The following is a 24,974-nucleotide window of genomic DNA, read 5'->3' as shown; positions in this document are numbered from 1 at the left end:
TCTTGGAAGTTTTGGGTAGCGGTTGGCATTCAACGGCAATTGCAAGCTTCAAAAGGATTTTTTTGATCAAGCTACTAAGGGCGTTAGGTGGATGCCTTGGCACAAGAAGGCGATGAAGGACGTGGTAAGCTGCGATAAGCGTCGGAGAGGTGCAAACAACCATAGACCCGGCGATGTCCGAATGGGGAAACCCGATCAGGGTCATGCCTGATCACGTAAAGAGTAAACGCAGGGAACTGAAACATCTAAGTACCTGCTGGAAAAGAAATCAACCGAGATTTTCAGAGTAGCGGCGAGCGAAATGGAAAGAGCCTAAACCCGCGTTGTGTGAAAGCGTTGCAGCGTTGCAGCGTGGGGGTTATGGGACTCGACAGGACTGTGTAACCAGTCTGAGTGAGTTACAAAGCTAATTGATAGTCGAACCGACTGGGAAGTCGGAGCGCAGAGGGTGAAACTCCCGTAGGCGAAATCAATTAGTCTCACGTCGATGTTCCCGAGTAGGGCGGGGCACGTGGAACCCTGCTTGAATTTGGGTGGACCATCATCCAAGGCTAAATACTCTCTTGTGACCGATAGTGAACCAGTACCGTGAGGGAAAGGTGAAAAGCACCCCGGGAGGGGAGTGAAATAGTACCTGAAACCTAGCGCTTACAAGCTGTAGGAGCCCGCAAGGGTGACTGCGTACCTTTTGCATAATGGTCTGGCGAGTTACTCGTCACTGGCAAGGTTAAGTGTTTCAGACACGGAGCCGCAGCGAAAGCGAGTCTGAATAGGGCGAAGAGTCAGTGGCGGTAGACGCGAAGCCGGGTGAGCTACGCATGGCCAGGATGAAGTTTCAGTAACATGAAATGGAGGTCCGAACTAATTGGGGTTGAAAACCCACTGGATGAGCTGTGCGTAGGGGTGAAAGGCCAAACAAACTCGGAGATAGCTCGTACTCCCCGAAATATATTGAGGTATAGCCTCAGGGATGAATGTTGAAGGTAGAGCACTGGAAAGGTTAGGGCCGTCACCACGGTACCGTCCCTTACCAAACTCCGAATGTCAATCATTTGAACCCTGGGAGTCAGCCTACGTGGGATAAGCTGTGTGGACGAGAGGGGAAGAACCCAGACCGCCAATTAAGGCCCCCAAGTGATACCTAAGTGATTAAAGAGGTGGGTCCGCAAAAACAACCAGGATGTTGGCTTAGAGGCAGCCACCATTTAAAGAGTGCGTAATAGCTCACTGGTCGAGTAGATCTGCGCTGAAAATCCACGGGACTCAAGGTATCCGCCGAAATTGCGGGATCGTTTTACGATCGGTAGGGGAGCATTCCAGTTGCTGATGAAGCGGTAGCGTGAGCAGCCGTGGAGGTCCTGGAAGTGATTATGCCAGAATGAGTAGTGAGAAAACAGGTGAGAAACCTGTTCACCGTAAGCCCAAGGGTTCCTGGGTAAAGATAATCTTCCCAGGGTTAGCCGGTCCCTAAGTTGAAGCCGACAGGCGTAGACGATGGAAACCATGTTAATATTCATGGGCCGCTGAAGGTTCGTTTGTACGATGGAGTGACGCAGAAGTGAAAGGACAGCCGGGTGATGGATATCCCGGTTTAAGGTCGTAGGCTGGTCAGTAGGAAAATCCGCTGGCTAAGGCTGAAAGCCGAATACGAGGGCTTAGCCCACAAAGTGTCCCTAATCAAGCTGCCAGGAAAAACTTCTAAGGAGAATCGAGGCGACCGTACCCGAAACCGACTCAGGTGGGCGAGGAGAGTATCCTAAGGTGCTCGAGAGAACCAAGGTAAAGGAACTCGGCCAACTAACTCCGTAACTTCGGAAGAAGGAGTGCCCGCGCAAGCGGGTCGCAGTGAAGAGGCCCAGGCGACTGTTTACCAAAAACACAGGGCTCTGCGAAGTCGTAAGACGACGTATAGGGCCTGACACCTGCCCGGTGCTGGAAGGTTAAGGGGATCTGTCATGGAGCAAGCCCCAGTAAACGGCGGCCGTAACTATAACGGTCCTAAGGTAGCGAAATTCCTTGTCGGGTAAGTTCCGACCTGCACGAATGGTGTAACGATCTGGGCGCTGTCTCTACCTTGGACTCGACGAAATTGCAATCTCAGTGAAGATACTGGGTTCCCGCGGCAGGACGGAGAGACCCCGTGGACCTTTACTATACCCTGACACTGACATTTAGCTTCTGATGTGTAGGATAGGTGGGAGGCTTTGAAGCTGGCGCGCTAGCGTCGGTGGAGCCAACGTTGAAATACCACCCTTTAGCTGTTGAATGTCTAACCTTGGATTACCAGAGACACTGTCAGGCGGGTAGTTTGACTGGGGCGGTCGCCTCCCAAAATGTAACGGAGGCGCCCAAAGGTTCCCTCAGCACGGTCGGCAATCGTGCAAAGAGTGCAAAGGCATAAGGGAGCTTGACTGCAAGACAAACAAGTCAAGCAGGTAGGAAACTAGGGCTTAGTGATCCGGCGGTAGTGAATGGAAATGCCGTCGCTCATCGGACAAAAGGTACCCCGGGGATAACAGGCTTATCGCCGCCAAGAGTTCACATCGACGCGGCGGTTTGGCACCTCGATGTCGGCTCGTCACATCCTGGGGCTGGAGAAGGTCCCAAGGGTTTGGCTGTTCGCCAATTAAAGTGGCACGCGAGCTGGGTTCAGAACGTCGTGAGACAGTTCGGTCCCTATCCGCCGTGGGCGTAGGAATCTTGAGGAGTGCTGTGCTTAGTACGAGAGGACCGGCATGGACGAACCTCTGGTGTACCGGTTGTGGCGCCAGCTGCAGCGCCGGGTAGCTAGGTTCGGATCGGATAAACGCTGAAAGCATCTAAGTGTGAAACCGACTCCAAGATTAGGATTCCCTGAAGATCCCTTGAAGATGACAAGGTTGATAGGCTACAGGTGTAAGTGCAGTAATGCATTCAGCCGAGTAGTACTAATAGATCGTTCGGCTTGATCAATATAATTGTCTTCGGAAGCCAACCGCTTCCCGAAGCTTCCACTGAGAATTGCTTCCTCGGGCTCGAGAAATTGGGTCTCGCGAAGATTGCATCCTTCCAATTGTTGTTGTTTTTTTCCGCTGGTCATAGAGAAAGGGCCACACCTCTTCCCATTCCGAACAGAGTCGTTAAGCCTTTCTTCGCCGATGGTACTTGCCGGGCAACTGGCTGGGAGAGTAGGGCATCAGCGGGAATATTATTTGACAAGCCCTTGACTTTCTGAGTCAAGGGCTTTTTCTTTGGGTATGATTTTCAGGATGCAAGAGGTGTCAAGATGCGACTGACGTTGCTGATTTCAATCTGTTTGTTCGCAATTTCCTGTTCAAGCACTGTTAAGCATGTCTACCGACGCGAAACTCACGAGTTACTTCACAGTGTTCTCTGGATGCAGAGTTCAGCCGAGTACTATGCGTCGTGTGAGACGGTGTATTTGGGAGCGCTGGACGCTCTCGAGCGCGCGCTTGACGATACAAGCTGGACGGCCGCCGCGGAGCAGAAACCTCCATTTGGAACGAAACCTCCTGCAATCATAGTTGACGTCGACGAGACGGTACTTGACAATTCGGCCTATGAGGCCCGATTGATTTTGGACAAGTCAAGCTACCCCGACAAATGGGATGAATGGTGCTGCGAAGAGAAAGCCCCCGCGATTCCGGGCGCGGTAGAATACCTGAAGGAGGCGGACAAGAAGGGTGTGGCAATCTTTTATGTTACGAACCGCGACGCGAAAGTGGATGAATGCACGTGGCGGAACTTGAGAGCACAGGGCTTTCCACAGACTACAACCGCGGAGCAAGTGATGTGTAAGGATGAACGCGACGGTTGGGGTTCTGACAAGAGTACGCGTCGCGATTACATCGCCAAGACCCATAGAATAGTGCAAATCGCAGGCGACAATCTCGATGATTTTGTGGGATACAAGAAGACAACGGACGAGCGGGAGAAACTGGCCAAGGACTATATGAGTTGGTGGGGCACTCGTTGGTTTATGCTGCCAAATCCTGCATATGGGTCATGGGAAAGAGCATTACTCAGGTACGATAGCGGACTCAGCGATAGTTTAATGTTACGACTCAAACATGACTCACTTGAGCCGCTCCGATAGGACCTGTAATCGAATTGAGTGTCAAGCCGCTTCACAAGCGGCTTGTTTTTTGTAGATTTAGTAGCTATATTCCGTATTGGTGGAAAGTTGCAGTGATTCCGAATCGAAACACTTTAAGCACAGTAAATATATTATGTTAGAGATACCAAATACACCCACAGGAACCAATCTAGTCTGCCGGGGATGGTTGCAGGAAGCTGCATATAGAATGCTCCTGAACAATCTCGACCAATCTGTTGCCGAAGATCGTGAGCAACTGATAGTGTACGGTGGGACCGGAAAAGCGGCCAGGAATCGTGAAGCACTTGAGCTCATACTCGAGTCATTGAAGAAACTCGCCAATGACGAGACGCTGCTCGTGCAATCCGGTAAGCCAGTTGGTATTGTGACAACACACCCGGATGCTCCGCGTGTACTTATTGCCAACTCGAATCTCGTTCCACAATGGGCGAACTGGGAGTATTTCCACGAGTTAGAGGCAAAAGGCTTGATAATGTATGGCCAGATGACAGCCGGTTCGTGGATTTACATCGGGACTCAAGGCATACTGCAGGGAACGTATGAGACTTTCGCAGCAGCCGGCCGCAAACACTTCGGCGGGACTCTGGCCGGTACCTGGACACTGACAGGCGGATTAGGAGGAATGGGCGGCGCACAGCCCCTTGCTGTGACACTGAATGGCGGTGCCGTGCTTTGTGTCGAAGTGGACCCCATTAGACTTAGGAGACGGGTAGAAATTGGCTACTGCGATCGCGCGAGCGAATCTCTTGACGAAGCACTGAATCTTGTGAAAAACGCTGCAAGAAATAAGCAGGCTCTTTCTGTTGGTCTGCTTGGTAACTGTGCCGATGTTTTTCCTGAATTGGTCCGACGCGGGGATCTGCCGCAGCTCGTGACAGACCAAACTTCCGCGCATGATGAATTAAACGGCTACGTGCCGAACGGGATGCTCTATGCGGAGGCTCTTGAACTTCGCAGGCGGAATGCAGCAGAGTACATCAGGTATTCGATGGGTGCCATGGTACAGCACTGTCGGGCAATAAAGGAAATGCAGGATCAAGGTGTCGTGGCGTTTGATTATGGAAATAATCTGCGAGGACAAGCTCTGAAAGGCGGCTACGCCGAGGCCTTTGCCTACCCGGGATTTGTTCCGGCATACGTCAGACCGCTATTCTGTGAAGGCAAAGGTCCATTCAGGTGGGCAGCACTTTCAGGCGATCCGAAAGACATAAATGCAATTGACCGGAAAGCCCTTGAGCTGTTTCCAGATGATGCCGGACTGCAACGGTGGATAAAAGAAGCGACCACTAAAATACCGTTTCAAGGCTTACCCGCTCGCATTTGCTGGCTTGGTCAAGGAGACCGGGCAAAACTTGGATTAGCGATAAACGCCATGGTTGCATCAGGAGAAGTAAATGCGCCAATCGTTATCGGTCGCGATCATCTGGATTGCGGAAGCGTGGCTTCACCGAATCGCGAAACTGAGTCCATGAAAGACGGATCAGACGCAATTTCAGATTGGCCATTGTTAAATGCATTGGTGAACACAGCAAGCGGAGCCACATGGGTGAGCTTCCATCACGGCGGCGGAGTCGGAATTGGTGCATCACAGCACGCCGGCCAAGTAGTTGTGGCTGACGGTACTAATGATGCAGCCAGGCGAATTGAGCGAGTATTGACAAACGATCCGGCAATGGGCATATTTCGTCATCATGATGCCGGGTACGAATTGGCGACAGAAACCGCAATTACGAAAAACGTCAGGATACCGGGACTAAACTACTAATGATGAACTACGAGAACATAATCTGGAGTACTTCGGGTCCGGTCGGGCAGATTACGATAAACCGACCGAAGGCGCTGAACGCCTTGAACGGGGCGACACTTACTGAACTTGAGCACTGTCTGGATAAAGAAATCACGCCGGAAATCCGGGCACTCGTGATTACAGGTTCAGGCGAGAAGAGTTTTGTCGCAGGCGCGGACATAATTGAGATTCGGGAATTGGATTCTAAGACAGGCAAACTATTTACCGAGCGCGGCAATCGGTTGTTTTCGCGGATAGAGTCTTTGCCGATACCAGTCATCGCCGCCGTAAATGGTTTCGCGCTTGGTGGAGGATGCGAATTGGCAATGTCGTGCCATCTTCGAATTGCGTCAGAGAAGGCGAAATTCGGCCAACCTGAGATAAAGTTGGGCATTATTCCTGGATACGGCGGCACCCAAAGACTTGCGCGGTTAATTGGCGGTGGCAGAGCACTAGACCTGTTACTTACGGCGCGAATGATAGATGCGAATACGGCATTGCAATGGGGTCTTGTCAATGAAGTTGCTGCACCGGAAACAATTCAGACCAGAGCAATTGAACTTGCAACACAACTTGCGCAGCTCGCGCCGCTTGCACGCAAAGCGATCCTAGAAGCCGTCTATCGCGGCGCAGGAAAGCCTCTTACCGATGCACTAAGAATTGAGGAAGAGTTGTTCGCCCTTTGCTGCGGCACAAAAGACAAGCTGGAAGGCACCACCGCCTTTCTCGAAAAACGTGAAGCAGCATTTTCCGGGGAATAAGGTTGAATTCAGCTCTGATTTTTGATATCGGGACTTTAGCGACACCGCAGCTGAAGGACGCTGACGATCTGCGGCGGCCAGTACAGGAACTTCATAACGCTGCCGTATGGATTGAGAACGGTCATTTCAAGGAAATAGGCAGGTCGTTTGACTTGCTAAATCGGGTTCCAACGAGCGTTCCTCGATACAATGCTCTGCACAAGCTAATGCTTCCCGGTTTTGTCGATTGCCATGCACATCCGATATTTGTTGGCAACCGTGCGGGAGAGTTCTACTTGCGTAACCGCGGAGCGTCGTATCAAGAAATATCCGAGAAGGGAGGAGGAATTCACGCAACTGCTCGCAGAATTGCTGCTGCCTCGGTCGAGCAGATCGTTCGTGAATCACTCCCGAGATTCGAGATGTCTTTAGCCGGCGGAGTGACAACGATCGAATGCAAGAGCGGATATGGGTTGACCTGGGCCGGTGAAGAGAGACTGCTCGTCGCTATGCGCGAAATAGAGAAGATTGTGCCACAGAGAATGGTCAAGACCTTGTTGATACATGCCGTTCCTTTGGAACTAGCGAGCAAGCGCGACACTTTTGTTCAAGAAGTGACAGATCAGATCATACCTGAAACTCGAGAGCGCGGACTGGCTGGGAGGGTGGACGTATTTTGCGAGCGCGGCGCATTTTCGGTGGAAGACTCAAGAACTATTCTGAGTGCCGCAAAAGCACTTGGAATGGACATAACGATACATGCCAATCAATTTGGACATTCGGGCGGTGCTCTCCTTGCCGCTGAGCTCGGTGCACGCAGCGCAGATCATCTTGAGTATTTGAATGACGATGAAATTACGCGTTTGCATAACGCAGGTGTCGTATGCGTTGCTCTTCCCGCGTGCGTCTATTGCATGAACTCAATACCATATCCCCCGATGCGGAAAATGCTGGATTCGGGAATAAGATTAGCTGTTGCAACGGACATGAATCCGGGGACGTCAATGACGGAATCAATACCGTTTTGCATGACTACCGCGGCAATATACGGCAAACTCACCATGAACGAGCTGCTTTGGTCTGTGACTCTGGATTCAGCGCGGGCACTTGGAATTCAAGATTTGGCGGGATCGATAGAACCCGGCAGGCAAGCGGATTTCAGCTTGTGGAACTTACCTTCACCGGAGTCCCTACCTTATTTTATGGGAGCATGCCACGCCGACGAAGTCTGGATCGCAGGGGAGCAGGTGTACGAGTTTACATCAACAGTCAAGCGCTATTGAAACTTCCCCAACAATGACTTCTCTTATCGCTAGACTGCATGCGTCAGACAAATTGGTGAATTGGAGACTTTTGCGCGCTTCAGGCGAAGAACTTCGGGCGGTGGACGACTTTCTCGTTGGCCATGCGGATAGAATGGAGTCAGAGTACGGCAGCACGACCATAGACATCTTTGCGGACGAGAACATCTTAGTTGTCGTTGAGCCGGAGCCCTTGTGCCCCGCATTATTCCACGTGCACGGCGAGAGATTTACTATTGGTTTGGCAGACTTGGATAAAGTGCAATCAGAACTTGTTGCGTTCGGAGTACGGCTCGACCAGCCGAAGCGAAGTACTGAAGGAAACGGCATACGAAATGTTATTGAGAACCTCTGGAAGCTGTGGGAGCAGCGATGCCGCTGCAGAGCGCTTGAGTGTATTCAGGCTGAGCATAGATTTGATAGAGAGGGCGCGGACTTTTTCGATGCAATTGAGCAACGACTTCGCAGTTTGTTTGCTCCTGATTATCTGGAGATAGCACCTGCAAATTCGAGCACATACTGGCCAGACCGACCTGAAGGGTGGTCGTGGATTTTCGCGTCTCGTTCCGAGTTTCAATGGCCATCGCCGCTATCTCAAAACTACGAAGAAGGCTTGTTTCGGAAAGGAAGCACGGAGTTTGTCGCCGAGTTAAGTGAGCGCGAGATGCCGTTGTTTGCAGCGAATCAGGCAAGCGGACTCACATCCGGGCTATTCGTGCCTCTCGTCCACCGCGGGCAACGGCATGGGATAATTAAGCTACTCTTTGTCCGCCGTCCACTGATATCAACTTCCGAGGAGTCTTCACTTCCAACAGTTCAGCATGGACTATCGCTAGTATTTGACCGTAGCGCCTTGCACTTTAGAACACAACGCATGGCAATGGTGGACGGACTGACAAATCTGTTCAATCATCGGTTCTTCCTGACGCAGTTAAGAACGGAGTATCAGCGGTCCTTGCGGTATGGCGGTGTTATCAGCCTTCTTATGATAGATGTAGACGGGTTCAAGAATTACAATGATACTTATGGCCACCAAGCCGGGAACCGTGTATTGACGTGGGTAGCCAGCATGATTCGCCGTACGGTACGTGACATTGATGTTGTTGCACGGTACGGCGGAGAAGAGTTTGCACTTATTCTCCCTGAAGTTCGCGCCGAGCAAGGGCTAATTGTTGCCGAGAAAATCCGCAAGGTGATTTCATCCGGAGAGATCGTTGCGGATACAGGCGAAAAATTGGCGCCGATCACGATTTCTTGCGGCGTAACGGACAGTGCGGGCTGCAAGAGTCCTGAGGACATGATTGACCGCGCCGATCGTGCCCTATATTGGGTGAAGCGAAATGGCCGGAACTTGGTGAGACTTGCAACTCTTGAATGAATAAAGACAAACTCAAAGTAATTCATGTTTCCTCTGAGGTTGCACCATTCAGCAAGAGCGGAGGGCTTGCTGATGTTGCCGCGTCGTTGCCGAAAGCTTTGGCTGAACATGGACATGAGGTTGTGGTTGTATCACCGTTCTATGGCAACATCAGGTTATTCGAATCAAACGGCTACTGGAATGCGGCTAAGATACAGATTAACTCACGGACTTTTCCAGTAGTTTTTGCAGAGCACAAGCATGACACCGAGAGACTCAAATATGTTTTTGTCAAATGCGATGAACTGTTTGACCGGTCGGGATATTACAATGATCCCATAACGAACCGTGACTATGAAGACAATGATGTGCGTTTTGCGCTTCTTGCCTGCGCAGCGTTGACTTGGTGCCAGAGCAACGATTGGAGACCCGACATTGTTCATGGACATGACTGGCAATCAGGCGGGTTGCCTTTGTTCATTCGATCTCCTCGTTTCAACGGTTTCTTTGATTTATCCAGGTTTGTTTTCACCATCCACAATATGGCATTTCAGGGCCGGCTGCACGGCGGGTCGAGGGCTTGGTATGATCATGCTGAGGATTATGCGGAACTTGGCGGGCCTGCAGAATTTCACGGTATGTTCAATCTACTTAAGCTGGCTATTGAAATGGCTGATGCAATCAATACTGTCAGTCCTACGTATGCACATGAACTGCGAACCGTTGAACATATGGGATTCGGCTTGAGTTCATTGCTGCATAATCGACATGCACACTTTTCGGGCATCCTGAACGGATTAGATACGACGGTATGGAATCCCGAAACAGATGCGGCACTTGCAGTCACATACAATTCAACAACGCTTGTAGCACGAAACCGAAACAAGAGAGCGCTTTGCGAGCATTGTTCATTTGACTACAAGCAGTCGACACCACTTGTAGGTATGGTGACACGCATCTCAGAACAAAAGGGTTTCGGGATCCTGCTGCCAATTATCGGGGAGATTATTAGCGCCCCGGCACAAGTTGTCATTCTTGGCAGCGGTGATCCAGATTATGAGTCAAAACTGCGAGTATTGGAGCGAGCTTACCCGAATCGTATTCGTTTGATTACAGAGTACAACGAACCCCTATCTCATCTGATTTATGGGGGATGCGATATCTTCCTAATGCCGTCCCTCTTCGAACCCTGTGGTTTGAGTCAGATGATGGCCCTTCGATATGGAGCACCACCCGTTGCAAGGGAGACGGGTGGACTCGCCGATACTATATCCGATTTTCATCATAATCCCAGAGGTGGTACCGGATTTCTTTTTCGAGAGTACAGTTCTCATGCGCTTTCCCTGACATTAAAGAAAGCGTTTAGCGCTTTTCGTAACACTGAGAAATGGCGGAGGATTCAGCGAAACGGAATGAAGGAAGACTTTAGTTGGCGCCGTTCGGCGCGAGTATACGAAGAGATGTATCGACGGGTTCTTTCTTCAGAAAGATCATATCGATGATTGTGTTGTGCTTGTCATTGATTCTCGTGGTAAGCAGTTACGCTCAGGAGGACCCTGTAGTCAAGGAAATTGTCGGTCGCAACAAGTTGTTTAGGAGAGCGACATCACTAGCGATTGGATTTGACAACTCAATTTATGTCGTTGATGCCGGAAACAGTAAGGTAATAGCCCTCAATGAATCCGGGAATGTGCTCTATGAAAGCAGTCAGGGGGGCTCGGACGGGGAACTTCGGTGGCCAGTAGACGTTGCAATTAGTGGAAGTGGCGGCGTTTATGTCGTGGATGCAGGCAACAAGCGAATTGTGGAGTATTCAAGACTGCTTGAGTGGCGCGGAGAATTTGTAATCAGAGATGCAGCCGGTGAAGTACTTGAACCGAGAATGATTGCATCTAATATCGAAGGTGATTTGTTCATATATGAGAATAGCAACAATCAAATCATCAAGTACGACCGTTTTTTCACGGCTGTCGGTAGAATTGGCGGTCAAGTTGGCGGAATCTTGACGGCACCGGTGTCATTAGATTGCATATCTGACGACTTGTATTGGATAGATGATGCCACCCAGAAGGCATACACTTGTGACAATAATTTAAGTAATGCAAGACTCTGGCAAGCAGGCTTCCCATCGACCGATTTATATCAATTGACCGGAGTAGGTCAGACGTGGTTTGCTGTGTCAGATCAGGGGATTGTGCGTACAGACCAGGGAAACTTCTCAGTTGTTGCCTTGGAAGTGATTGACATCGCGTCGCAATTCGCGAAAGACTTACGCTTGGAAGCACGATCCTCCAATGATCTATATATTCTAGATTCTCGCAGCGGGCGCATTCTCCTGTTACATTGGCCATAGTCATGAAAAGCACAATACTGTGCGAACACTATTCACTTCCACAATAGTAACTCTAATTCTGCTTTCTTGCTTAAGCCATTTGGGTTACTGCGAAGGCGGAAGCTATTGGAGGAAGGGGCAGACTGAATATGTGGCAAGCGGTGGAGAGTTGATTGTCACACTACGACACACGTGGATAAGCACCGAGTCCATAACGGTACAGAAGAATGAGTTTTATCTTGAACCTTTGAAGGATTACAGAGTCGATCTGCAGGGGAATTCGATTCGACTCCTGGCGCCTTTAGCAGAAGGAGACACAATTCTTGTAGATTATGTGTATGCGCCGTTTTCGCTGCTTAGATCCTATTCGCGCCGTTCCCTTGCGGATTTGAAGCCATGGGTACCACTTTCAGACAGAGGCAGAAGTAATCTGGATTCATCACGTTCCGATGCTGTCGAGCAGAACTGGACGAGTCTGAGACGAGCTGGTTCGTTGATTCGAAGTATTCAGATTGGTACAAATCAAGACTTGTCTTTTGAGTCTGCTCTTTCGTTGCAAGTTGAAGGAAAAGTGGGGTCAAACGTCGAAATTGTGGCGGCCCTGAGCGACCAAAATTTGCCGATACAGCCGGAAGGAACGACGGAATCAATTCGCGAACTGGACAAAGTTTTTGTAACTGCCAAGTCGGAGCATTTCAAGGCGACTATTGGCGATTATGAACTGGAACTGGCGGGCGGCCGCTATGACGCCTATTCCAGAAAGCTCACTGGTTTGACACTTGGTGCGATCCACGAATCTGCATCAGCTCAAGTCTCTGCGGCGGTGGGGCGAGGTGAATACGCTTCAAATCGCTTCTCAGGCGAGGAGAGCGTGCAGGGCCCTTACAGTTTGACAGGACGAAACGGCGAGTCTCATATCGTCATTCTTGCAGGCACCGAAACTGTCTGGCTTGACGGACTTCAGTTGCGCAGGGGGAGCGATAACGACTATATTATTGACTATTCTGCAGGTCAGATTACCTTCACGTCTCGTAGATTAATTACGTCCGATTCGCGAATATTCGTCGAGTTTGAATACGCCAATGAAGATTATGAGAGGCAGTTCTGGGCGTCGCGTGCAACGGCACATTCGCGGAAACTGAATTCTAATGTTTTCGCAACATTCATCACTGAACGAGACGACAGAAACAGGCCGCTTGGATTCGCACTCGACAGCCTTGATCGAAAGGCACTCGCATTTGCTGGCGACTCTGCGGGATTAGCAATTACAGAGTCGGCCGATTCTGTGGGTCCGAACCTGGGAGATTACGTTCGGCGGGATACACTTATTGAGAGTCAGGAGTACTCGTACTTTGTGTATGTCTTTCCGTCCCCCCAGGGCGTCCCGCAAGGTGATTGGCAAGTGTTCTTTGATGACTTTGGCAACGGTGGTGGCGAGTATGTTGCGGAAGCAGACTCCCTTGGGAGGACATACTACCGATTTGTCGGCATTGGGGTTGGTCGTTACAAGGCTGCTCGCAGATTACCTTTACCTTCATCCAAGGATTTGGCGGCGATTCGAGTTGCACATGGACGGGATGTAGGTTTCAACGGAAGTGCGGAAATCGCATTGAGTAATCATGATCGAAATTCTTTTTCCGGTCTAAATGATTCAGACAATAATGGCGCAGCGGCAACCGTCCAGTTGGGCTACAATGCCCCTGAACTGGATCTATACAAGTTCAAACTCAGAAACTTTGTCGCAAACTTGGAGGGTAATATTCGGGACAAGTCATACAGTGACTTGAGTAGAAGCGATGAGGTTGAGTTTGACAGGATGTGGGCAGGATCGTTGGCCAGACAAGAGGATGAGCAGAATGCTCAACTAAGTGTTGGTGTTTCACCGATACGCTCATTCAACATCGGCGGAAGTGTCGGTGCGCTTGCCAGAGGCGAGGCATTCAATAGCACCCGGATTAGCACGAACGCGACATTTCAGCCGATGAGATCAACCTCGTTGTATGCAGAACACTTAAGCATTATTAGCGATGACAGCACTGATGAGCGACACACGGATTGGGTTCGGCAGCGCATGGAGGGCAGGACAGCTTGGAGGGGTTTCCTGCCACGAGCAACTTTGAATCGTGAACGGCAATTGCGAGATTCACGTTCTGCTGAGAGCGGCTTCAGGTTTAACGACATTTCGTTTGGCAGTGCGTACAAACTTCCTTCGGATATTGAGATTGAAGCTGAAGCCGGATTTCGACAAGATGACACACGATCAAGCGGAAGCATCTTCAGTAAGGTATCGGAGTCAGTCGGGTGGGCTGGCGAGGTACGCTGGATGCCTAATGAAACCGGACGTGGCAGTGTTAGATGGAGTCATCGGGACAGAAATTACGAGAATCCAGATTCCATGTCAGTTTCGTCAGATGCTGGAAGATTTGAACTATTTGTGTCGCCCCGTAACAGAGTACTTGAATTTAATGCAACCTATGATGCCTTGAAGTCTCGGACAGAGCAGCAATTGCAGCTTTTCGTCCCCGTTACTCCTGGCAGCGGTTCCTATAGTCTTGTCAACGGTACGTATGTACCCGATGACCAAGGAGACTTTATTCTTGTCAGTCGCAATACGGGTGACTTTAGTCCTTCGTCGGAAATTCGCGCATCAAGCCAAATCTGGATCCGGCCAGACGAGACTAAAGGGGAAGGAAACCCAATCTGGAGCCGCCTTTCCTTCGAGACCGAAGCGACCGTAGAAGAGCAAACGCGCGACGCCATTACAATCGGGCTTTTGTTACTTGACCGTCGCAAACTTCGAACCCCATCGACGATTGACGGACGATTCTCATTAAGACAAGACGTTCATTATAATAGGCTATCAAGGAAGTGGTCTCTTCGACTAAGAGTTCAGAACTCCGGTTCGCAAGTTTCAAGATACACGAACGGTTCGCAGTTGACAACAGGAAATACGGGCACATTGCGCGTGAGGTACGTGATATCAAGTGCATTTCGCGGGGAAACGGAGATATCATGTGATCTTGAACGTCAGATCTATCAAGGATTGGCGGCTGAGAGTTCCGATATTCGAAGATTCAGAGTCCAAGAGGATGTAGTTTGGTCTTCTGCTTCCCCTTGGGAAGCAGGCCTGAAGATAGTGGGTGTTGAGAGTGCTGACGAGAAATCAAGAACACAGGCGTCCATACGAACATTAGCTCCAAGGATATCGTACACAAAATATCAAAGGGGCAGAGCGGACGGAGAATTCCAATGGACACATGTCGGATCAAATCGAAGCAGGTTATCCCAGTCAATCGGTGAAGGATCGAATCGCGGCGAGAATTTTCGCTGGTCGTTTAGAGTGACTTATTCATTCTCGGCAAACTTTTCTGGTTCAATTGAATATTCGGGTCGGCGTGACGCGGGCGAGGACATTATTAATGTTGGCCGCGTAGAGGCAAGGGCTAATTTCTAATGCTCGCTTTTCGAATATCCATAATGTGCCTCGGCATAATTTGCACGCTTGGCAGCGCATTTGGCAAGGGAATCGAGAGCCTCCATGTAAGGGGATTCAGTGAACCGGTCGTACAGACGTGGTTAAGTCTTGTCGGCGGCGAAGAGGACATTGACCCAGCAGCGATAGTCGGTGATTCTCTCATTTGCCTCGGATATTTGGAGTGCAACGTTTACCAGCATGGTGATACGATATTCGTAAACACGGGCAAACAGTATCATTTCCGGAGTGCCAATGTCTCCGGAGACTCTGCAGTACTTTGGAAGGTGTCCAATGAGACTCTCCCGTGGTCGCGCAGCGGTGAGTTTGATCTCGCCAGAATAACCGAATCTGCGAACGAAATTCTGTCATGGTGCGAATCAAATGGCTACCCATACGCACGTGTAGAATTAGATTCGTTTTCAGTGAACGCCGATTCTCATTTTGTTACACCTTATGTGAGAGTACTGGCTGGTCCTTTGGTGAGCATAGACTTTATTGGATTTGAAGGAAATGACATTTCACAGTCATGGATGCTTGCCAAAGAGAGCCGGCTTAAGAACGGAATGAGTTTTAACCAACTACGAGTTCAATCAGCACATCGTCGACTGTCTCAGCTTGAATTCATTCGCAGCGTGCGCGAACCAAGAATAGTAGTTGGTGAAGCAGGTAGGACCGGCATTGTGTTTGAAGTTGAGGAGAATAAGCTTTCCAGGCTTGATTTGGTTGCAGGCTTGAGTCCGAGAAATGACATCGGCGAGCAGACATTTACCGCATATGTGGACCTGCAATTTCTAAACTTGTTTGGAACTGGCAGGCGTGGCAAGGTAAAGTGGACAAAACCAGCAAAAGGAATTCAGGAACTTTTATTTGCATGGAGAGAGACATGGCTCGCACGCTTGCCACTTTACCTGGAAGGTTCATTTGCTCAACGAGTCGAGGACACCTTGTATGTGACTCGTGATTATGGCGCGCGGCTTGGTGTGCCGATTGCGTCCAATACTGACATCTTTGGCGGCGTCACGCGGTCGGAATTGTTGGCGGATTCCGCAGTAGCATCATTGCTTAGTATTTCGCCGCACAATACCGTCTTTCTTGAGCTTGGCATTCTTGTCGACACGCGAGACCACTTCAGAAATCCCCGGAGCGGTTATAGATTTGAGACAAGCGGTTCACGGGGTCAACGTTTGACTGATAGTCGACCGCAAGGGTCAAACAGACGTAGCTTTGAATTGCGCCGTGCGGTTCTTGATCTGGAATTCAATCATGAGGTTGCCAGGTATTGGATTGTCCATCTCAGCGGGCATGCCAGGTTGATCGAATCGGATGAGCCGCGCATTCAGTCATCTGACAGGTTTCGGCTGGGAGGAGCGAACTCGCTGAGGGGGTATCGTGAAGAGCAATTCCTAGGTTCCAGAATTGCGTGGACGTCAGTTGAAGCTCGATATTGGCTCGGATTGTCGTCAAGAGTCCATTTCTTCACGGATTGGGCAGCAATAAACGACTCCCCTGCTGCAGCCGCCGGTACGCCACGCAATCTAATTCGGGGCGCTTACGGAATCGGGGTCCGATTGGAAACGGCAATAGGCGTATGGGGGATAGATTACGGTATAGCAGACGGCAGTTCTCCCTTGAACGGGCAACTGCACGTCTCACTTTTGAGTTTATTTTAAGCCATTAAAATGGCTAAGACACTTTTGGGAACGCACGATAAAAGTCGTGTGACATCTGCTTGAAGAAAGAACTAGTAATTAATTCGACCACTACCGAAACTCGCATTGCGCTTGTTGAGGATGGGTCGTTAGCCAATTTGTTTGTTGAATTCCCGGATGCTGAGCGAAATGTCGGGGACATTTACAAGGCGACTGTACGAAAAGTACTTCCCGGAATGCAGGCGGCATTTCTTGATATTGGTTGGGAAATCGACGGATTCATTCATTTTTCCGACTTGTATCAAAGTGCAGTCGATATGGCAGAAGGCACGGACATGGAAGAGGTGACTCTTCCAGAGAAGCGTGAAGGCCGTAAACGGGCATGGAAGCCACGAGCCGAACTGAAACAGGGTCAGGAGATTCTTGTACAAATCATTAAGGAACCTCTTGGAACGAAGGGGCCCCGCCTTACATCGCAAATCTCTTTGCCAGGGCGTTTCCTTGTGCTTGTTCCGGGGGATAATCTTGTTGGCGTCTCAAAGCGTATTCCAGATGTGAAAGAGCGGAAACGTCTGAAGTCAATATTGAAGCAGATTAAGCCGGAAGGATTTGGACTGATTTGCAGAACAATTGGCGAAGGCAAAACAGACGCTGAAGTTCGACACGACCTAAGCATGCTGTTACGACTTTGGAGAATGATCGAGTCGAAAATTGAAACGGCTCCTTCACCGAGCCGGATTCACAAGGAGGCGCCGCTTACATCCAGCATAATACGCGATTTGTTTGGGCCGGACATTGCTCGAGTAGTGATTGATGATAAACGCCTTTACAGAGAAATTCGTGCGTACGTTCGCGCAGTAGCACGTCCGTTTCTCGATAGAATCACCTATCATGAAGGCCCCGGCCCCGTTTTCGATTTGTATAATATCGAACAGGAAATCGAAAAAGGTCTGTCGCGAAAAGTCTGGTTTGGTGGTGGAAGCTACTTGATCATTGAGCAAACGGAAGCGGTTGTCACGATTGACGTGAACTCCGGGCGTTTTGTCGGCAAGGAAGACCAGGATGAGAATAATCTGCGAGTTAATCTAAAGGCCTGCCGTGAGATCGCACACCAGATCCGACTTCGTGATCTCGGCGGGATTATAATTATTGACTTCATAGATATGTATCATGAAGGGAACCGAAAGAAAGTCTTTGACGCAATGCACCAAGCTTTGTCAGGTGACAGGGCAAAATGGGACATCGCGCCGATCAGTCAATTCGGCATCATGGAGATGACTAGGCAGAGAACCAAATCGTCACTGGTTCACGCGTTTAATGAACCGTGTCCGACTTGCCATGGGTCGGGATTAATTGAGTCGAAGGAAACTGTAGTGACGCGTTTGCAATCCTGGGTACGGAGATTCCGGGCTCAAACAGGAGAAATGGGATTGACAATTCGTGCACATCCGGTAATCGTTGATTATATAACACAGGGCCTTCGATCTCACCTTCGTCGAATAATGTGGGATGCACTTCTCTACATAAAGCTCGAACCAGACTCGAGCTTAAATATAGATGAATTCAAGGGTTACAGTTGGAAGCAGCGACGAGAAGTAACATCGGAGTTTCAATCGAAGGTGCCTGACAAATCAAGCACTTGACACTAAACGCAAGGATTCATATATTTAGGGTCTGATAAATCTTACAGGCAAAGATGTACGCAATCTGCAATCTCAAAGGGCACCAGGTCAAAGTCAGACCAGACGAGACCATAAAAGTGCAATACCGCGGCGACACCAAGCCGGGTGACATTATCGTCTTAGACGATATTTTGCTGCTTCACAACGGAAAAGAACTGAAGATCGGTAAACCTACTGTTTCGGCCAAGGTGCATGCAAAGGTTGTTGAACACGGCCGCGATCCGAAGGTGATCGTATTCCGCAAGAAGAAGAGAACTGAATACAAGAAGCATAAGGGCCACAAGCAATGGTTCACGCTTCTTCACATTGAGAAGATAGAAGCAAACTAAGCAAACCGTTAACACGTCATGGCACATAAAAAAGGACAAGGTTCAACCCGTAACGGCCGGGATAGTCAACCCAAGATGCTGGGTGTCAAGCGGTATGCAGGCCAACACGTACACGCGGGCGAGATACTCGTCCGCCAACGCGGGACGAGGATTCACCCGGGTGAATTAGTTGGCATGGGACGTGACCACACGTTGTTTGCGAAAGCAAATGGCGTTGTCAAGTTCACGGATGGCGGTCGTTCTAACCGCAAGTTTGTGCACATTATTCCTGCGTCTGCGTGATCGCCAGCCGCACGGCGTAGTCTCGGGAAATTCGCAAGTATCGGTGCGGCTTCAGTTTTGAAGCCGCACTCTGTTTTTGAAGGCCTCACCATAATAAAAACCAATCATCAAGAGTTCCATGAAAGTAACCGTAATTGGCGCTGGTAACGTCGGAGCCACATGTGCCTACATCCTTTCCGACAAAAACATATGCAAGGAAATAGTCTTACTTGACATCGCAGACGGAATTCCGCAAGGCAAAGCACTGGACATGTGGGAAGCCGCGCCGATAGGCAGTTCAAGCACGTCAATTGTCGGGACAAACAGTTATGCGGACACAGCCAATTCAGACATTATAGTAATGACTGCCGGCAAGCCCAGGACTCCCGGGATGTCAAGAGACGATCTGCTGGCTGCTAATATTGAGATCATGCGCTCGGCCATCGGTGAAGCGGCAAAGGCGTCTCCCAATGCGATCATTATCGTCGTATCAAATCCGCTGGACGCGATGTGCTACACAGCTTTGAAACTGACCGGATTCCCACCACATCGCGTGTTCGGAATGGCCGGTATTTTGGACACAGCTCGATATCGTACGTTTATTGCAATGGAACTGGGTGTATCAGTCAAAGACATATCAGCCGTCGTATTGGGTGGTCACGGGGATACGATGGTCCCATTGCCAAGACTAACAACGGTGGGTGGAGTGCCACTTACTGAATTGGTTTCAAAAGAGAGAGTTGAGGCGATTGTTCAACGTACACGCGACGGCGGTGCGGAAATCGTGAAGTATTTGAAGACAGGGTCGGCGTATTATGCTCCGGCTGCTGCGGCTGTGGAAATGGTCGAGTCGATTATCGTGGATCAGAAGCGCGTTTTGCCTTGCGCAGTTTGGCTGAACGGTGAATACGGCTGCAAGGAAATCTACATGGGTGTTCCAGTAGTCATCGGTCGATCTGGTGTGGAACGTATCCTTGAGATTAAATTCACTCCCGAAGAGCAGAAGATGTTCGATCATTCGGCGGAGGCCGTACGGTCAGTAATTGTGGCAACCAAACTCTAATCATCAGTGGAGGATTCGGCCATGCCACGAGTTGGAGTTGTTTTGGCCGGCTGCGGATTCATGGATGGCGCGGAAATCTATGAATCAACGTTGACTATGCTTTCATTAGATCGGCGGGGGATCGAATATCAGTGTCTTGCGCCAGATATTCAACAAATGCACGTCGTGAATCATCGCACTGGTGAGGTAAGTACCGAGAGTCGCAATGTTCTATCAGAGGCGGCGAGAATAGCGCGAGGAAAGATTGAGCCGCTATCGGATTCTTGGATTGAAAGACTCGAAGGGTTCATTTTGCCTGGCGGATTCGGAGCGGCAAAGAACTACTGCGACTTTGCAGTAAAAGGAGAGGAGTGCAGCATCAATCCTATCCTGGAGTCGTTTCTGCGGAAGGTTGTTACTGCGAAGAAACCACTAGGTGTGATATGCATTTCACCGGTGGTGTTGGCGCGTGCTCTTAAGGGCACGAACATGTCACCTCGGCTGACGGTAGGTGGAAATTCAGCGGCATCCAGAGCTGTGGATAACTTTGGCTCTGTACACACAAACTGCGCAGTTACTGATTGCATTGTGGATAAGTCGTATAACATCGTTTCTACACCGGCATTTATGTACAATGCTAGAATCAGTGAAGTTGAACAGGGCATCGACAAAATGATTGAAGAGTTTTCCAGGCTGTTAGGAAAATAGTTCACAGTTGCCCGAGTTCGTTGTGTCGATGAAAGGGTCAGCTACTGTCAATAGTTAAGTAGACCCTCAGCTTCAATCTACAAAGCACTAGAATTCAATTCTCTACAAGAGACCCGTTTCTGCGAAACGGGTCTCTTGTTTTGAAAGCAAAACATGTAAGTATTGCCTCTTGAAAGAGGCTTGGCAATTGCTATATTACTGTTACTCAGATCTCCCGTGATTTCAAGAAATGCAAGACTCCGTACTCATCATACATTCAGACAAGAAAGTGCGCGAAAGGATAGAAGGCCTTTTGCAAGGGCATGGAATTGTCTGCATATGTTGTCGGAGTGCAACTGAGACAAAACAAGTCTTGCAAGAAGTCAAGCCTTTTGTGGTAGTGGCCGCGCCAGATGAACTTAAGAGCGGCGCTTTCAGTGAAATTTCAATGCACCTGCGGGCAACGACACAGGTTGTTGCTCTCTTAAAAAATGAATCAGAGTTGCATGAGTTTACATTTGACGCACACGGACTATTCTGTGTGCTTAATGTCAACGCAAGCACAGATTTTCAGATTGGACTTGCCTTACAACGTGCTTTCGATCACGCAGTCGCCCTGGAAGCTCAAGAAACGCCGGCCGGCAGAGCATCGCGTTCACTATTCAACTCGATAGAATCACTTCAATCGGCAGGGTCCTTAAGCGTACTTTTAGATATTGCATGTCGTGAGATTGCGGCGAATACTGGATTTAGGAAAGCGACCATTGTCCTTGGCAATGAGAAGAATCGCATTCAGAATATCTCTTTCTATTCGCAGCACGAAACTGTGCACACTCTAAGGGAAAGAGTGATTGGGCAGCCGCTTTATCCGTATGTCACTCAAACTGATGTTCTGCCTATCGGTGCAGGACTTAGCTTCAGTAGTGCGCGACCGCAAGCTGAAGGTCAGATGCAGGCTATCGTAATTCCAATTGAGAGGGATGGTGGGGTCGTTTACGGATTTGTGACTCTCGAGGATCCCATAAATGAGAAAGCAGACATAGAGTCATTGAGCTGGCCAATTGCAAAGCTCCTTAAACTGGTGTCCTTTCTAATCGAAACTCAAAGACTTCGAGCAGATTATCGGAATCGTAATATGGACAGTGAGTCCGCGTTAATCGAGCGTAATACTGAACTTCGAATGGCACAAGAGCGCTTCAGCAGACTCGTTAGCTTGACTGAAGACATCATCTATATGACTGACGCTTATGGTCGAATAACTTATCTCAACGACTCCTTTTCGCAGTCTCTTGGATATGTCCGAGAGAATTTCATTGGCCAGAGTATACACAAAATTATCAGCGAGTTGTCAAACGAGAATGAGCAGAGCAAACAGCTTGTTGAAACGCTCGAATCACACAGTAAGGACCGTTTCACCCAGGAAATCGAGATATTTACGAAATCGGGGTATCGGAGGTCGTTCAGGATAACTCATCATTGGATTCGACAAGGTGGCGACATAGTAGCCGGTCAGGGATTGATGCGAGATGTGACGGAACCAAACGAACTTCGAAATAGACTTGCACGCTCCGAGCGATTCGAAATTGCGGGCAAACTGGCTACCGGCGTTGCTCATGAGATAAACAACCCGCTTCAGGCAATCTCGTCCCACTTGGCAGGTATAGCCGGCAGCATAAACAGCGACAGCAGTGCTGCAACGAGTATGGACATAGTTTCAGATTCAGTTGAGCGAATCAGATTGTTGACCAGAAGTATGATGGACCTGCAACGATCGGAATCTTTGGCCCGTTCAATTGAAAGTATGAATACGGTAGTGGAAAAAAGTATTGCCCTGATGGGTCCTCAGCTCCGCAATTGCAATATTGAGGTACGCGTTGAGGCTGAGCCAGATTTACCAAAGTGCAGAGTGAACGCAGGTGAAATCAGCCAAGTTCTCATAAACCTGATTCTTAATGCAATTGACGCAATGCCTTCAGGCGGAAACTTGACGATTACCACAGTTAGCGACGACAAGAATGTCATTGTAAAGGTTGCAGACACAGGAAAGGGTATTCCACCTGACGTTTTGGAATCCTTGTTTCAACCGTTCATGTCGTTTCGCGAGCAAGGGGGCGGGCTAGGTATGGGATTGTATATGTCTCAGAACATTATCCGCCAACACGGTGGCAGCATTGAAGTTGAATCTCCACCGGGCAGAGGTGCGGTGTTCACTATCACTCTTCCGATTGCAAACAATTAGCGGCGCACCAGAAGATACGCCGCTAATCGTTTTAGCCGCCATGATGTCTTAACTAATCGGTGATCCGCATGGCGCCGAGTCTGGTGCCGTAAGAATCTCAAGTTTATCTTCCCACTTTACCGCGAGCAACATTCCCTCCGAAAGTTCACCGCGCAGATTTGCCGGTTTTAGATTAGCGACTATTACTGCACTTTTTCCTATTAGATCTCCTGGTGAGTAATAGGCTGCAATGCCCGCAATAATCTGCCGAATCTCGCCACCGACATCCACTTTCAACTTAAGCAGTTTGTCAGCACCAGTAAGTTTTTCGGCCTCAAGTATTCTTGCTGTGCGAAGGCTAATCTTCTTGAATTCATCAATTGTTATGTGAGTTTGGTCCTGCTCACTATTTTGATTTTCGGTGAGTGCCATGCTCTTAACGGCACGCGAGTTCATTAGGTCTGAAAACGCTGCCGCTACCTCCGTCTCATCCAGTCTTGGAAAAAGCGAATCACCCTTCTTCATTCTAGCCTGAGATCTTACCTGTCCCCAACGGGCATGTTGCGAGAGTGTAAACACTTGTACAGGTTCGCCTATTCTCGTTAGCAAATCCGTCATCTTGCCGGGCATCACGGGGTAGAGAAGTAAGGCCGAAATTCGAAGCGCTTCCACGCAGTTTCGCAACACGGACGCGGCGGACGCCTTATCAGTCTTCACAAGCGACCACGGAGCGGACGATTCAAAATACCGATTCGTTGCTCTTACAAGTTGAAGAGTTTCCTCGATCAATACATGCCACTTCAATTCATTCACCCATTCCTCGACGGAGCTGCACAGGGCCTCGGCCTGAGATTCCAGTTCCGGTGCCCCGAGCACGGCATCGGGAATTCGGCCATCAAAATAGTCACTGACTAATTTTGCCACACGCGAGAAAAGATTGCCGAAATCATTTGCAAGGTCGCTGTTAACTCGCTTCATTAGCGCTTCCACGGAGAAAGAGGCGTCAAGTCCAACCACCATTTCCCGCAAGAGAAAATAACGTACGGCATCCGGTCCAAAGACCTTGCAGAGCGGTTCAACGGCGACAGGTTTGCCGCTTGATTTCGAAATCTTTGCGTCGCGAAAATTCCAGTAGCCGTGGACAGTCAAGTGCCTGAAGATTGGGATACCCGCAGCATGAAGCATTATGGGCCAATAGATTCCGTGCGGTTTGACGATGTCCTTTCCGATGAGATGCTCAGCGTTGCTCCATTTTCCCTCCCACGTTGGATCCACGAGATAGTCAATTCCTGTGAGGTAGTTTACCAGTGCATCAAACCAAACGTAGGTTACATAGTTCTTATCGAACGGCAGCTCAATGCCCCAGGACAGCCGTGATTTAGGTCGCGAGATACACAAGTCTTCCAGCGGTTCACGCAGATACCCAAGCACCTCATTCCGATAGCGTTCAGGTCGAATTGTGTCCGGATTATCCTCAAGGTACTTAAGCCACCACTCTTGATACTTGCTCATGCGGAAGAAGTAATTGGACTCCTTTACTACCTCCGGTACCGTGCCGTGATCGGGGCATTTTCCGTCAATCAGTTCCTTTTCCGTGCGGAACCGCTCACAGCCTGTGCAATATAGTCCTTCATACTCGCCAAAGTATGTATCACCTTGGTCATGAAGGGTCTGCAACACACCCTGCACTGTTCTCATATGTTCAGGATCAGTTGTACGTATGAAATGATCGGGCATCACGTACAACTGCGGCCACAGCACGCGGAACTTTGTACTTATCTCATCCACAAAGGCTTTCGGAGCCAGGCCCTTTTCGCTTGCAGCCCTTGCAATCTTGTCGCCGTGTTCGTCGGTTCCTGTCAAGAAGAAAGCATCTTTACCAAGGAAGCGTTTGTATCGTGCCAGCGAGTCAGCAAGTATTGTCGTATAGGCTGTCCCGATGTGTGGGGCCGAATTTACATAATAAATTGGAGTCGTTACATAATACGACTTGGTCAT

General features: G+C 49.5%; 16 protein-coding genes and 2 rRNA genes. 17 read left to right on the top strand and 1 reads right to left on the bottom strand.

Annotation, left to right across the window (positions count from 1 at the left end):
- The first annotated feature begins 61 nt into the window (after positions 1 to 61).
- From HUU59_07040 to HUU59_06960, 17 genes are all read left to right on the top strand, one after another.
- Positions 62 to 2,957: ribosomal RNA gene (locus tag HUU59_07040) — 23S ribosomal RNA — on the top strand.
- Positions 2,958 to 3,067: 110 nt separating this feature from the next.
- Positions 3,068 to 3,184: ribosomal RNA gene (rrf, locus tag HUU59_07035) — 5S ribosomal RNA — on the top strand.
- Between the two features lie 81 nt (positions 3,185 to 3,265).
- The gene (locus HUU59_07030; GenBank protein NUO19182.1) at positions 3,266 to 4,096 is read left to right on the top strand and encodes a hypothetical protein; all 831 of its coding nucleotides are present in this window, start codon (positions 3,266 to 3,268) and stop codon (positions 4,094 to 4,096) included.
- 133 nt (positions 4,097 to 4,229) lie between these two features.
- Complete coding sequence (hutU, locus tag HUU59_07025; GenBank protein ID NUO19181.1) at positions 4,230 to 5,882, top strand: urocanate hydratase; 1,653 nt, start codon at positions 4,230 to 4,232, stop codon at positions 5,880 to 5,882.
- Positions 5,882 to 6,664, top strand: a complete 783-nt coding sequence (locus HUU59_07020) for an enoyl-CoA hydratase/isomerase family protein (protein NUO19180.1) — start codon at positions 5,882 to 5,884, stop codon at positions 6,662 to 6,664. The genes hutU and HUU59_07020 overlap by 1 nt, the downstream gene beginning before the upstream one ends.
- Before the next feature lie 2 nt (positions 6,665 to 6,666).
- Complete coding sequence (locus HUU59_07015; GenBank protein NUO19179.1) at positions 6,667 to 7,926, top strand: imidazolonepropionase; 1,260 nt, start codon at positions 6,667 to 6,669, stop codon at positions 7,924 to 7,926.
- A gap of 13 nt (positions 7,927 to 7,939) precedes the next feature.
- Positions 7,940 to 9,322, top strand: coding sequence for a GGDEF domain-containing protein (locus HUU59_07010; GenBank protein NUO19178.1), 1,383 nt, complete (start codon positions 7,940 to 7,942; stop codon positions 9,320 to 9,322).
- Positions 9,319 to 10,803 (top strand): glycogen synthase, encoded by a 1,485-nt coding sequence (locus HUU59_07005; protein ID NUO19177.1) that lies wholly within the window; start codon positions 9,319 to 9,321, stop codon positions 10,801 to 10,803. Before HUU59_07010 ends, HUU59_07005 begins: the two co-directional genes overlap by 4 nt.
- Positions 10,800 to 11,654: a hypothetical protein gene (locus tag HUU59_07000; GenBank protein NUO19176.1), complete on the top strand. Its 855-nt coding sequence runs from the start codon at positions 10,800 to 10,802 to the stop codon at positions 11,652 to 11,654. The genes HUU59_07005 and HUU59_07000 overlap by 4 nt, the downstream gene beginning before the upstream one ends.
- 19 nt (positions 11,655 to 11,673) lie before the next feature.
- Positions 11,674 to 15,087: a hypothetical protein gene (locus HUU59_06995; GenBank protein ID NUO19175.1), complete on the top strand. Its 3,414-nt coding sequence runs from the start codon at positions 11,674 to 11,676 to the stop codon at positions 15,085 to 15,087.
- 23 nt (positions 15,088 to 15,110) lie between these two features.
- Positions 15,111 to 16,778, top strand: a complete 1,668-nt coding sequence (locus HUU59_06990; GenBank protein NUO19174.1) for a BamA/TamA family outer membrane protein — start codon at positions 15,111 to 15,113, stop codon at positions 16,776 to 16,778.
- 59 nt (positions 16,779 to 16,837) lie between these two features.
- Positions 16,838 to 18,400, top strand: coding sequence for an Rne/Rng family ribonuclease (locus HUU59_06985; GenBank protein ID NUO19173.1), 1,563 nt, complete (start codon positions 16,838 to 16,840; stop codon positions 18,398 to 18,400).
- A 53-nt stretch (positions 18,401 to 18,453) separates the two neighbouring features.
- Positions 18,454 to 18,768, top strand: coding sequence for a 50S ribosomal protein L21 (gene rplU, locus HUU59_06980; GenBank protein ID NUO19172.1), 315 nt, complete (start codon positions 18,454 to 18,456; stop codon positions 18,766 to 18,768).
- Between the two features lie 18 nt (positions 18,769 to 18,786).
- Positions 18,787 to 19,050 (top strand): 50S ribosomal protein L27, encoded by a 264-nt coding sequence (rpmA, locus tag HUU59_06975; GenBank protein NUO19171.1) that lies wholly within the window; start codon positions 18,787 to 18,789, stop codon positions 19,048 to 19,050.
- Between the two features lie 118 nt (positions 19,051 to 19,168).
- Positions 19,169 to 20,092: a malate dehydrogenase gene (gene mdh, locus HUU59_06970; protein NUO19170.1), complete on the top strand. Its 924-nt coding sequence runs from the start codon at positions 19,169 to 19,171 to the stop codon at positions 20,090 to 20,092.
- A 21-nt stretch (positions 20,093 to 20,113) separates the two neighbouring features.
- Positions 20,114 to 20,779 carry an isoprenoid biosynthesis glyoxalase ElbB gene (gene elbB, locus HUU59_06965; GenBank protein NUO19169.1) on the top strand — a complete coding sequence of 222 codons (666 nt, stop codon included), beginning with the start codon at positions 20,114 to 20,116 and terminating at the stop codon, positions 20,777 to 20,779.
- Positions 20,780 to 21,206: 427 nt separating this feature from the next.
- Positions 21,207 to 22,997, top strand: a complete 1,791-nt coding sequence (locus HUU59_06960) for a PAS domain S-box protein (GenBank protein NUO19168.1) — start codon at positions 21,207 to 21,209, stop codon at positions 22,995 to 22,997.
- Positions 22,998 to 23,045: 48 nt separating this feature from the next.
- Here the strand turns inward: HUU59_06960 and metG are convergent, their stop codons facing one another.
- Positions 23,046 to 24,974: a methionine--tRNA ligase gene (gene metG, locus HUU59_06955; GenBank protein NUO19167.1), complete on the bottom strand. Its 1,929-nt coding sequence runs from the start codon at positions 24,972 to 24,974 to the stop codon at positions 23,046 to 23,048.

This window comes from bacterium (genome assembly GCA_013360195.1).
Taxonomy (GTDB): Bacteria; Electryoneota; RPQS01; order RPQS01; family RPQS01; genus JABWCQ01.
Note: the sequence above shows the minus strand (reverse complement) of the source record. Positions and strands in the feature narration are given on the sequence as shown.

Coding starts and splice junctions, on each gene's coding strand:
- HUU59_07000 (NUO19176.1), top strand. CDS start 10,800: ATGATTGTGTTGTGCTTGTCATTGATTCTCGTGGTAAGCAGTTACGCT.
- elbB (NUO19169.1), top strand. CDS start 20,114: ATGCCACGAGTTGGAGTTGTTTTGGCCGGCTGCGGATTCATGGATGGC.
- HUU59_06990 (NUO19174.1), top strand. CDS start 15,111: ATGTGCCTCGGCATAATTTGCACGCTTGGCAGCGCATTTGGCAAGGGA.
- HUU59_07010 (NUO19178.1), top strand. CDS start 7,940: ATGACTTCTCTTATCGCTAGACTGCATGCGTCAGACAAATTGGTGAAT.
- hutU (NUO19181.1), top strand. CDS start 4,230: ATGTTAGAGATACCAAATACACCCACAGGAACCAATCTAGTCTGCCGG.
- HUU59_07030 (NUO19182.1), top strand. CDS start 3,266: ATGCGACTGACGTTGCTGATTTCAATCTGTTTGTTCGCAATTTCCTGT.
- mdh (NUO19170.1), top strand. CDS start 19,169: ATGAAAGTAACCGTAATTGGCGCTGGTAACGTCGGAGCCACATGTGCC.
- HUU59_07005 (NUO19177.1), top strand. CDS start 9,319: ATGAATAAAGACAAACTCAAAGTAATTCATGTTTCCTCTGAGGTTGCA.
- metG (NUO19167.1), bottom strand. CDS start 24,974: ATGACCAAGTCGTATTATGTAACGACTCCAATTTATTATGTAAATTCG.
- HUU59_07020 (NUO19180.1), top strand. CDS start 5,882: ATGATGAACTACGAGAACATAATCTGGAGTACTTCGGGTCCGGTCGGG.
- HUU59_06960 (NUO19168.1), top strand. CDS start 21,207: ATGCACCTGCGGGCAACGACACAGGTTGTTGCTCTCTTAAAAAATGAA.
- rpmA (NUO19171.1), top strand. CDS start 18,787: ATGGCACATAAAAAAGGACAAGGTTCAACCCGTAACGGCCGGGATAGT.
- rplU (NUO19172.1), top strand. CDS start 18,454: ATGTACGCAATCTGCAATCTCAAAGGGCACCAGGTCAAAGTCAGACCA.